Raw genomic sequence first — 11,428 nt, 5'->3', positions numbered from 1 at the left:
ACAAAACTTATTTGACTTTACCAAATAAAATTGCAGCTAATTACTATAAAATCAGCAGGTTGAATTTACTTATAATGGTGATGTCTATTCCACATTATCGCCTTAGCGTGTCCGCTGAATAGTTACCTCCTATAATACATAGTGTATCGCGCAACTTTTGGGGGATAAAATGGGCTATAAAAAAATATATTATAGCTTTTTTGAATTATTGATTTCTTTTTGTTATTTTTGCGGGTGATTTTTCAAGCAAAAATATACAAATTACATCAATATCTAAGATAATGAAGAAAAGTGCGTTGCAGATAGCCCGCGCGGCTTATCGTCCTCAGCTCCCCATTGTCCTTACCGGTGGAGTGAAGGTTAAGGAGGGCGAGTCCACCCAGTCGGCCGGCGATCAGGAAGAGATTAAGAAACTGTTTCCCAATACCTACGGTCTTCCCGAACTCGTGTTTGAGAAGACTGCAGCCACCACATCCGACAAGCCCGTCAATGTAGGTGTGATTCTTTCGGGCGGACAGGCTCCCGGCGGTCACAACGTGATCAGCGGTCTGTTTGACGGCATCAAGGCTATCAACAAGCACAGCAAGCTCTACGGTTTCCTCATGGGCCCCGGCGGACTCGTCGACCACAATTACAAGGAGCTTACCTCTGACATCATTGACGAGTATCGCAACACCGGCGGCTTTGACATCATCGGTTCGGGCCGCACCAAGCTCGAGACCAAAGAGCAGTTTGACAAAGGTCTTGAAATCCTCCGCGAGCTCGACATTACCGCCCTCGTCATCATCGGCGGCGACGACTCCAACACCAATGCCGCCATCCTTGCCGAGTATTACAAGGCTATCGGTGCCGGTGTGCAGGTGATCGGTGTGCCCAAGACCATCGACGGTGACCTCAAGAACAATGTCATCGAGACATCTTTCGGCTTTGACACCGCCACCAAAGTATATTCCGAAGTAATCGGCAACATACAGCGTGACTGCAACTCGTCAAAGAAATACTGGCACTTCATCAAGCTGATGGGCCGCTCGGCATCTCATATCGCTCTCGAGTGTGCTCTCCAGTGTCAGCCCAACGTCTGCATCATCTCTGAGGAGGTAGAGGCCAAGAACATGACTCTCGACCAGGTGGTCAACGAGATAGCCGACGCCGTTGTGGTGCGTGCCAAGAACGGCTTGAACTATGGCGTTGTGCTCATCCCCGAAGGTCTCATCGAGTTTATTCCCGCAGTCAAGAAGCTCATCGCCGAACTTAACGACCTCCTTGCCGCCAAGGCCGAGGAGTTTGCCGCCGTTGCCGCCGAGGAGCAGCGCGCATGGGTCATCGCCAACCTCTCGCCCGAGTGCGCCGCCACTTACGAGTCGCTCCCCGCAGGCGTGGCCCGTCAGCTTACCCTCGACCGCGACCCCCACGGCAACGTGCAGGTGTCGCTCATCGAGACCGAGAAACTCCTCTCCGAGATGGTAGGCAAGCGTCTTGAGGTTCTTGCAGCACAGGGTGAATACAATGGCAAATATGCCACCATGCACCACTTCTTCGGCTACGAAGGACGTTGCGCCGACCCCTCCAACTTTGACGCCAACTATTGCTACGGCCTCGGCTACACCGCCGCTTGTCTTATCGCATCGGGCGTGACAGGCTACATGTCAAGCCTCCGCAACCTCACTTTCGCTCCCGTCAACTGGCTGGCCGGCGGTATACCCATCACCATGATGATGAATATGGAGCGTCGTCACGGCCACATGAAGCCCGTTATCCGCAAGGCTCTCGTTGAGCTTGACGGTGCGCCCTTCCTCAAGTTTGCCAAGGAGCGCGAGACATGGAAGGTAGGCACATGCTACACCTATCCCGGCCCCATCCAGTACTTCGGTCCGGCCGAGGTGTGTGACCTGCCTTCGCTCACACTCGTGTATGAGCAGAAGCGTCGCAAGTACTAATCGAAAAAATGTGTACATCAGAGCCATCTGATTGACATATTCAACTCCCCCTTTTATTTACAGCTTGCATGCGTCCCCTGTGTCCGACAATGTCGTCGCGACGGGGACGCATTTTTTTTGTGTCATGAGTGCAACCTCCAGCTCTGCCCGGACGTTATTCAATATAAACGATTGCTTATGAAACGTTTCTTACTCTCAGTCCTCACGTTGGCAGCACTGGTGTGTGCCGTCCCGGCACGTGCCCAGTATTATCAGATAGCAAGTCAGTTGCCGGGACTCTTGTCGCCGGCACTCTCGGGAAGTTTCAACTACAAGGGATATGTCGAGCTGAGCGGGCTGGCCGGCGTGGGCACCGACCGCGCCAACTTTGTGGGCGTGTCGACAACTCAGGGATTCAGATATTCCTCATGGTTTTTCATGGGCGTCGGTCTTGGAGTGGATGTTGTCACGGCCCAGGGAGCCGACCCCGACTCTCCGCGCTCCGTAGCTTATGGCTATCCCGATTACGGAGGTTATGAAGGTACCAAGACCAAAGCGATGATACCCGTGTTCAGCGACTTCTGCTTCAACATCGGCGATCAGTCATCGGTCTCGGCCTTTATAGACCTCAAGCTCGGAGCCGCATGGCTCATCGGCACGCCCTATCTGCGTCTCCACGACGCCTATGTCACCAACAATGCCCGCTTTTATTGCAAACCCACGGTCGGCGTGCGTATTCCGGTCAATGCGCGCAACAGCAGCCAGGCCTTCAATATAGGCCTGACTTATCAGTTGCTTACCGCCGATGATGACTATTACTGGAGTCCGGGCGGCAATGTGACTCTCAACAGTTTCGGAGTCACGTTAGGTTATGAATGGTAGGGTAGGGCGGTCTTATTGCCGGCGCATGGGCATCTCTTTGATCATGCCGTGGCGGAATGCGTAGAGCAGCTCCGACAGCTCGTCGATCTGGCTTTGCAGCACGAGGCCCTTGTCGGTGTCGCGTACACACTTGCGTCGGGCGGTCTGCTCGACCATCTTGGTGGTGCGCACAATGTCGGTGCCGTTGCTCACGGCCTCTTCGACCGAAGTGAATGGCTCATGCTCCACCAGCTCGAAGTTGCTGCTGTGATATATCAGCGTGTAGCCGGCTATACCGGTGGTCTTGTGATAGGCCTTGGCAAACCCTCCGTCGATGACCATCAGGCGGCCGCCGGCGCGTATCGGGCTCTCGCCTTTGCCGGTGCGCACGGGTACGTGGCCGTTGATGATGTGGCGGTCGGAGCCTTCCGCGCCAAACTCGTCGAGTATCATATCGCATACCTGTTCGTTCTCGCGCAGCTTGTAATACCAGCCCTTGCCCTCTTTGTGCGACTCGGAGTCCTTGATGAAATAACGCTCGAAGGTGGTCATGCGCTCCTTGTCATAGAGCGGCGAGTCGGGACCGCACCACATGTACCAGTAGAAGTCGCGGGCATACTCGCGCTCGGCGGCCGGAGTATCCTCGTTGAAGGCCGAGCGTAGCAGCATCCCTATGGCGGTCATCAGAGCCTTGCCTTTGTATTTCTCACCGTTGACCTCGACCTCCTTGAGCGACCCGTCCTCGTTGAGCGGCATTGACGCGTGAAAGAGCAGATTGTTGTTGCATAGACCATACATGCAGCCGTGCGACAGCAGGGCGTCCATGTGACGTTTCAGGCTTGTGCTCACCGTAAACGAGTGGTGGAGCTTATGCACCAGATGCAGTTCCTCAGGAGTCAGGCGATAGGGATCGGCCGGGTCGACGGTGGGCAGCATAGTGTCACACATCTCATAGATGGTCCCGTCGATTCTCACCGTGCCCTTCTCGCGGTCGATGCGGTGGAGCAGACGCCGATGGTCCATGTTCCACTCCGGGTGGCTTTCTATAAGCGCGCCCTCGAGTTTGAACTGTATGATTGATATGGCCTTGTGCATCTTGGCCAGCAGCTTGAGCGTCTTGGGTGTGTGCACATTGCTCTCGTCGGTCGAACGGGTCTCAAACTCAGTGCACGGATCATCGTCATAAGTCTCCATCGCAAACGTCGCCAGCGGCATAAGATTAATGCCATATCCGTCCTCGAGTGTGGCCAGATTGCCATAGCGCAGCGACAGCCTCAGCACATTGGCTATGCACGCGTCATTGCCGGCGGCCGCTCCCATCCACACAATGTCGTGGTTGCCCCACTGTATGTCCCAGTTGCCGTATCGACACAGGGTGTCCATGATTATATGCGCACCCGGTCCGCGGTCATACACGTCGCCGAGTATGTGCAGTTGGTCGATGCTGAGTTTTTGTATGACGTTGCAGATGGATATGATGAACGGCTCGGCCTGGCCCGTCGAGATGATGGTCTCCACGATGCGGTTGAAGTAGGCCTGCTTGTCATATTCGCCGCCCGACTCGTGGAGCAGCTCCTCTATTATATAGGAATACTCGCGTGGCAGGGCCTTTCTTACCTTCGAGCGGGTATATTTTGACGACACGCTCCGACACACGGTCACCAGCTTGTGGAGCGTGATGTTGTAAAAACCTTCGAGGTCCGACTGCGCGGCCTTGATGCTCTGAAGCTTCTCCTCGGGATAATAGATGAGCGCGCACAACTGGCGTATCTCACTGTCGAGCATCGTTGTCCCGAATATGTCGGTGACCTTGCGCTTGATGTTGCCCGAAGCGTTCTTGAGTATGTGTAGAAACGCTTCATGCTCGCCGTGCAGGTCGGCCACGAAATGCTCGGTGCCCTTGGGCAGATTGAGTATTGCCTCGAGATTGATGATTTCGGTGCTTGCCGCGCTTATGTTGGGAAACGTCTGAGCCAGGAGCTCGAGTATGCGGCGGTCGTTCTCTACATCCTGGGGAGTGACATTTTGGGTGTGCAGTGTCATAAGTTGATATGATTCGGGTATGATGGCGCAAATGTACAAACGTTTTACTAAAAAAAGAAAAAATATAGGGGCATATGTTCATAAATTCGTGCAAAATTGAGTAACTTTGTGAGCTAATACGTATATGCCTTAAGATAATATCAAAAAACAATTGACTAATACTATTAACAAATGGTGAATTTTTCATTGGAGGGCAAAGTGGCCCTCGTCACAGGAGGAGCCTATGGAATAGGCCTTGCCATAGCTCAGGCATACGCCGAAGCCGGTGCAAAAATCGTATTCAACTGCTCGCGTCAGGAGACTGTAGACCGCGGACTCAAAGCATATAAGGAGCTTGGCATAGAAGCAAAAGGCTATCTTTGTGACGTTACCGACGAGCAAGCTGTCAAGGCCATGGTGGCCGACATAGAGGCTACGGTAGGCACAATCGATATTCTTGTCAACAACGCCGGTATCATCAAGCGCATACCCATGACCGAGATGGATGTCGAGGACTTCCGTCGTGTGGTTGACGTAGACCTTATTGCCCCCTACATCTGCGCCAAGGCTGTGATACCCGGCATGATCAAGAAAGGTCACGGCAAAATCATCAACGTCTGCTCCATGATGAGCGAGCTCGGCCGCGAGACCGTGAGCGCGTATGCAGCCGCCAAGGGTGGTCTGAAAATGCTCACTCGCAACATTTGCTCAGAGTTTGGTGAATACAACATCCAGTGCAACGGTATCGGCCCCGGCTACATAGCCACCGAGCAGACCGCACCCCTGCGCGAACTCCAGCCCGACGGCAGCCGTCATCCCTTTGACCAGTTCATCATCTCCAAGACCCCCGCAGCCCGCTGGGGCACACCCGAAGACCTCATGGGTCCCGCCGTTTTCCTCGCCTCCGACGCCTCCGACTTCGTCAACGGCCACGTGCTCTACGTCGACGGCGGCATCCTCGCCTACATCGGAAAGCAACCTAAGTAGGCGGAGCCTACTTAGGGAGTTTAGGGCTTAAAGTTTAAAGTTTAGAGATACATTTATTGTGTATATTGTATGGATTTGAACAATGCGCGACGATAGGCACTCAGCATATTGCCGATGTCTTCAATCATAGGCCGTGTCTCGCTGATGGTCTCGTCGGAAATCAGCCCGAGGTCTTTTGACAATATAAGCTGACACATGACTTCCATCAGCGAGCCATAGGAAATCTCGCAGAAGTGCACCTTTTCTTTAGTAGATATGCGGCCTGAGCCTTCAGCTAAATTGGAGGATATCGACACTGCCGCCCTGCGCATCTGGTCGGTGAGTCCGAATTTCTCCCTGTCGGGAAAATTATTGGTTATGGCATAAATTTTCTTTACGAGCAGTCGTGATTTCTGCCATACGGTCAATCGCTCAAAACTAAAATCCATATTGATAGCATAATGTGTTTTCGCAAATGTAAGCAAATAGTCTGAAAACACATGCGTGCCCGATAAAAAACTCTAATTATTTGGCGATAAATCCTAAACCATCACTACATAAACTTTAAACTTTCACCTTTTTTAACTCTAAAAATTTGGAACAAATTTTTGCATACATAATCGGCCTTGGTGCGGCGGTGATGATGCCCGTTATATTCACGATTTTAGGATTGTGCATAGGCATCAAGTTTGGCGACGCGCTCAAGTCGGGACTCAAAGTCGGAGTCGGATTCGTTGGACTCTCCATTGTTACCGCTCTGCTCACCTCAGCTCTCGGCCCGGCACTTGACACAGTGGTCAACATCTACGACCTCCAGCTCAAGGTCTTCGACATGGGATGGCCCGCAGCCGCATCGGTAGCCTACAACACTGCCGTCGGAGCCTTCATCATCCCCGTGTGTCTCGGAGTCAACATACTCATGTTGCTCACCAAGACCACACGCACCGTCAATATCGACCTCTGGAACTACTGGCACTTCGCATTTATCGGAGCCGTCATCTACTTCGCCAGCGAATCGCTCGCCTGGGGATTCTTCGGAGCCATAATCTGCTACATCCTCACATTGATTATAGCCGACGTGACAGCCAAGAAATTTCAGGGATTCTACAAAGACATGGACGGCATATCCATCCCGCAGCCATTCTGTGCCGGCTTCGTACCCTTCGCCTGGGCCATCAACAAAGGCCTTGACGCCATCCCCGGCATGAACAAGCTCGAAGTCGATGCCGAAGGTCTGAAAAAGAAATTCGGCCTTCTGGGCGAGCCCCTCTTCCTCGGAATAGTGGTAGGCGTAGCCATCGGCTGCCTCACCTGCAAGAGCTGGGCCGAGATTGTCGACAAGATTCCCTATATCCTCGGACTCGGCATCAAGATGGGAGCCGTCATGGAACTCATCCCCCGTGTGACCGTCCTCTTCATCGAAGGACTCCGCCCCATCAGCGAAGCCACACGCTCGCTCATCGCACGCAAGTTCAAGGGTGCCGACGGCCTCAACATCGGCATGACTCCCGCCCTCGTCATCGGTCACCCCACCACGCTCGTGGTGTCGATACTCCTCATTCCCGTGACCCTCATCCTTGCCGTAGTGCTCCCCGGCAACCAGTTCCTGCCTCTGGCATCGCTGGCCGGCATGTTCTACGTCTTCCCCCTCGTGCTCCCCTACACCAAGGGCAGCGTGGTCAAGACATTCATCATCGGACTCGTAGTGCTCACCGTCGGACTCTATCTCGTCACCAACCTCGCGCCCGCCTTCACCCTTGCGGCCAAGGACGTGTATGCGGTGACGGGCGACGCAGCAGTGGCCATCCCCGCCAACTTTGACGGCGGTAGCCTCGACTTCGCCTCAAGCCCCCTCGCATGGGTCATCTACCAGTGCTCCATCGGCCTTAAATGGATTGGAGCCGGCATACTCGTGCTCGTGACACTCGCGCTCATGGTATGGAACCGCGTCAATATCCTCCGCAACCAGAAAGCTATGGTCGCAAAGGATGCCGATACGCTCCAGACCATGGAATAAAAAACAACGTCAAAACCTCTTTATCTCAATATGAAAAAAATATATCTAACCGTATCACTCGCATTAGCCTCAATCTCAGCTATGGCTCAGACCGACTATACAGTGCTCCGCGCCTGTCATCCCGACGACGTTAAGCATTACGACACCACTCAGCTCCGCGAACGTTTCATGATGCCCAAAGTCATGGAGCAGGACAAGATCAACCTCACCTACACCATGTATGACCGTCTCATCTACGGCGGCGTGGTGCCCGTGACCAAAGTCGTGGAGCTCGAGACCATCGACCCCCTCAAGGCCGAATACTTCCTCGAGCGTCGTGAACTCGGTGTAATTAATATAGGTGGCGACGGCATTGTCAATGTCGACGGCAAGGACTATGAGCTCCACTTCAAGGACGCTCTCTATGTAGGCCGCGGTAACAAGAAAGTGACCTTCCGCAGCAAGGACGCTTCCAACCCCGCCAAATTCTATCTCAACTCCACCACAGCCCACAAGGCCTACAAGACCCAGCTCATCACCATCGACGGACGCAAAGGCTCTATCAAGGCCAACAGCTTCGCCGCTGGCAAGATGGAGGAGAGCAATGACCGCGTCATCAACCAGCTCATTGTCAACAATGTGCTCGAAGAGGGTCCCTGTCAGCTCCAGATGGGTCTGACCGAACTCAAGCCCGGCAGCGTATGGAACACCATGCCCGCCCACACTCACGACCGTCGCGTCGAGGCCTATTTCTATTTCAACGTTCCCGAAGGCAACGCCGTGTGTCACTTCATGGGTGAGCCCAAGGAAAACCGCATCGTATGGCTCCACAACGAGCAGGCCATCATCTCGCCCGAGTGGTCGATACATGCTGCCGCCGGTACATCCAACTACATGTTCATCTGGGGCATGGGTGGCGAAAACCTTAACTATGGCGACATGGATAAGGTGACCTATCTTGAAATGAAATAATTTGTAAATGAACGAGTTTAAGGAAGTATCCGAAAACTATACGCTTGCCGAGGCCGTGCGTGAGGCGCAGAGATGCCTTCACTGCAAAGTGCCCTCCTGCAAGAAAGGATGTCCCATCAGCAACGACATCCCCGAATGGATAGCCGAGCTTGCCAAAGGTAACTTTGGCAACTCAATGGCTATCATCAACGCGCGCAGCAACCTCCCTGCCGTGTGTGGCCGCGTGTGTGGTCATGAGCGTCAGTGCGAGGGCGCGTGTGTGCTCCGCAAGGCCGGCAAGCACATCAACATCGGCAAACTCGAACGTTTCGTGGCCGACTTTGACAGCAAGGCATGTCTCACCCACGAAGCCATTCCTGAAAAGACCCGAGGCTCCGTAGCCGTCATAGGCAGCGGACCCGCCGGACTGACCATTGCCGGCGACCTCTCGCGCAAAGGTTACAGCGTGGAGATTTTCGAGATGGAGCCCGAGCCGGGCGGTGTGCTGATGTTCGGCATACCAGAATATCGTCTGCCCAAGGAAGTGGTGCGCCGCGAGATTAAGAAAATCGAAAATCTCGGCGTGAAATTTCATCTCCAGACCACCATCGGACGCGATTACACCATCGACGACCTGTTTGCCAAAGGCTTCGACGCCATCTTCATGGGCACCGGCACCGGCCGTCCCAAAAAGCTCCCAATCGAGGGCATCGACCACCCCGGAGTGCGCCAGGCCATATGGTTTCTGCGTCGTGTGAGCCTCTATCAGTCGGGATGTATCGACCGTCGCGAGGTAATCGTCGGCGATGGTGACAGAGTAGCCGTCATCGGCTGCGGCAACACCGCCATTGACGCCGCCCGTACCGCTCTGCGCATGGGCTCTTCCGAGGTAACAGTCATCTATCACCGCACCGTCAACGACATGAGCGCGTTGCGTGCCGAGTATGACGACGCCGTGGCCGAGGGGGTGAAGTTCATGTGGCAGTCATCCGTGACACACATCGAGGGTGGCGACGATGACCGTCTCCGCGACATCACTGTCAAGACCGGCGACACATCGGTAGTAATGCCCGTCGACCGCGTGATTATGGCGGTGGGCAGTGCCCCGGCCTCGCGCATCGTCTCGACCACCGAGGGCATTGATGTCGACGCCAAAGGCTACGTCCTCACGCGCGAAGTGCCCTACGGCATGACCACGCGCCGCGGAGTCTTTGCCGGTGGCGACGTCACCAACCGTCCCGCCACGGTGGTCCATGCCATGCAGGATGCCAAGCGAGTTGCTGAGGGCATAGCACGCTATGTCGATGCCAAGAAACTCATGGAGGGTCTTGATGCCGACGATGCCGGACGCGAAAGCTGACCCCATCCCGACACTTCCTCCCCCTCCTAATCTCAATCAGAGTTTCAACCACAAATCTATTAATATATTAAATTCAAAACCATGAGTAAAGTAGTTACATTGGGCGAAATCATGCTTCGCCTTTCCCCCGCAGGAAACTATCGTTTCGTGCAGGTCGACAATTTTGATGTCATCTGGGGTGGCGGCGAGGCCAACGTGGCCGTAAGCTGCGCCAACTATGGCCACGATGCTTATTTCGTGTCCAAGCTCCCCAAGCACGAGATCGGTCAGGCTGCCGTCAACGCTCTGCGTCGTTACGGCGTACACACCGACCATATAGCCCGCGGCGGTGACCGTGTGGGCATCTACTATTGCGAGACCGGCGCATCTATGCGTCCCTCCAAGGTTATCTATGACCGCGCCAACTCGGCTATCTCCGAGGCCGATCCCGAAGATTTCGACTTCGACGCCATCATGGAAGGTGCCGACTGGTTCCACTGGAGCGGCATCACCCCCGCCATCTCCGACAAGGCTGCCGAGCTGACCCGTCTCGCCTGCGAGGCTGCAAAGCGTCACGGCGTGACCGTATCGGTCGACCTTAACTTCCGCAAGAAGCTCTGGACCAAGGAGAAGGCTCAGTCGATCATGCGTCCCCTCATGCAGTATGTCGACGTATGCATCGGCAACGAAGAGGACGCCGAGCTCTGCCTCGGTTTCAAGCCCGACGCTGACGTTGAGGGTGGCGAGACCAACGCCGAAGGCTACAAGGGCATCTTCAAGGCCATGGCCAAGGAGTTTGGCTTCAAGTATGTCATCTCTACACTCCGCGAGTCGTTCTCAGCTACTCACAACGGTTGGAAGGCTATGATCTACAACGGCGAGGAGTTCTACGAGTCAAAGCGTTACGACATCAACCCCATTATCGACCGCGTAGGTGGCGGCGACTCTTTCTCAGGCGGTGTGATCCACGGTCTGCTCACCATGCCCAACCAGGGCGAAGCTCTCGAGTTTGCCGTAGCAGCATCCGCTCTCAAGCACACCATCCCCGGTGACTTCAACCTTGTGTCGGTTGACGAAGTAATGTCGCTCGCCGGCGGTAACGCCAACGGCCGCGTACAGCGTTAACACTTGATGCCTTGTCTCGGTCACGCGATTGAGACATAATGCATAACAAAAACATTCGGGTCATTTGCCCTTGCGGCGAATGACCCGAATATTTTATAATATTACTGTCCGCTAAACTTTTTTTGAGCGATTGAAAAATTAGGGCTGATTCTTGCTAAGGCAAGCGACAAAAGTCGATTACCATTTGCAGGAGTCAGCCCTAATTAGTTATTTTTGGTGTCGTCAAACAAACCATGAATAACCATGAGCAAA

At 54.2% G+C, this 11,428-nt stretch carries 9 protein-coding genes; 7 read left to right on the top strand and 2 right to left on the bottom strand.

Translation table 11 applies throughout. The features are described 5' to 3' along the window. Positions 1–281: 281 nt before the first annotated feature. Positions 282–1,937, top strand: a complete 1,656-nt coding sequence (locus QGT73_RS15800; protein ID WP_280123086.1) for a diphosphate--fructose-6-phosphate 1-phosphotransferase — start codon at positions 282–284, stop codon at positions 1,935–1,937. Positions 1,938–2,114: 177 nt separating this feature from the next. Next, on the top strand, positions 2,115–2,798 hold the full coding sequence (locus QGT73_RS15795; protein ID WP_280123085.1) for a hypothetical protein: 684 nt from the start codon (positions 2,115–2,117) through the stop codon (positions 2,796–2,798). Between the two features lie 12 nt (positions 2,799–2,810). Here the strand turns inward: QGT73_RS15795 and QGT73_RS15790 are convergent, their stop codons facing one another. Beyond that, on the bottom strand, positions 2,811–4,820 hold the full coding sequence (locus tag QGT73_RS15790) for a fructose-1,6-bisphosphatase (protein WP_280123084.1): 2,010 nt from the start codon (positions 4,818–4,820) through the stop codon (positions 2,811–2,813). 171 nt (positions 4,821–4,991) lie between these two features. On the opposite strand from QGT73_RS15790, the gene QGT73_RS15785 reads away from it, so the two are divergent. Further along, positions 4,992–5,786 carry a gluconate 5-dehydrogenase gene (locus QGT73_RS15785; protein WP_123616373.1) on the top strand — a complete coding sequence of 265 codons (795 nt, stop codon included), beginning with the start codon at positions 4,992–4,994 and terminating at the stop codon, positions 5,784–5,786. A 53-nt stretch (positions 5,787–5,839) separates the two neighbouring features. Here the strand turns inward: QGT73_RS15785 and QGT73_RS15780 are convergent, their stop codons facing one another. Further along, a complete protein-coding gene (locus tag QGT73_RS15780) occupies positions 5,840–6,214 on the bottom strand; it encodes a four helix bundle protein (RefSeq protein WP_280123083.1) in 375 nt (124 codons plus the stop codon). A gap of 146 nt (positions 6,215–6,360) precedes the next feature. On the opposite strand from QGT73_RS15780, the gene QGT73_RS15775 reads away from it, so the two are divergent. From QGT73_RS15775 to QGT73_RS15760, 4 genes are all read left to right on the top strand, one after another. Then, positions 6,361–7,782 carry a PTS galactitol transporter subunit IIC gene (locus tag QGT73_RS15775; RefSeq protein WP_280123082.1) on the top strand — a complete coding sequence of 474 codons (1,422 nt, stop codon included), beginning with the start codon at positions 6,361–6,363 and terminating at the stop codon, positions 7,780–7,782. Positions 7,783–7,812: 30 nt separating this feature from the next. Then, positions 7,813–8,733, top strand: a complete 921-nt coding sequence (kduI, locus tag QGT73_RS15770; RefSeq protein ID WP_123616371.1) for a 5-dehydro-4-deoxy-D-glucuronate isomerase — start codon at positions 7,813–7,815, stop codon at positions 8,731–8,733. 7 nt (positions 8,734–8,740) lie between these two features. After that, the gene (locus QGT73_RS15765; protein WP_280123081.1) at positions 8,741–10,072 is read left to right on the top strand and encodes an FAD-dependent oxidoreductase; all 1,332 of its coding nucleotides are present in this window, start codon (positions 8,741–8,743) and stop codon (positions 10,070–10,072) included. Between the two features lie 81 nt (positions 10,073–10,153). Continuing rightward, on the top strand, positions 10,154–11,176 hold the full coding sequence (locus QGT73_RS15760) for a sugar kinase (RefSeq protein ID WP_123616369.1): 1,023 nt from the start codon (positions 10,154–10,156) through the stop codon (positions 11,174–11,176). Positions 11,177–11,428 lie beyond the last annotated feature (252 nt).

Source organism: Duncaniella muricolitica, assembly GCF_910574735.1.
Taxonomy (GTDB): Bacteria; Bacteroidota; Bacteroidia; order Bacteroidales; family Muribaculaceae; genus Duncaniella; species Duncaniella muricolitica.
This window is presented reverse-complemented; position numbering and strand designations above follow the sequence as displayed.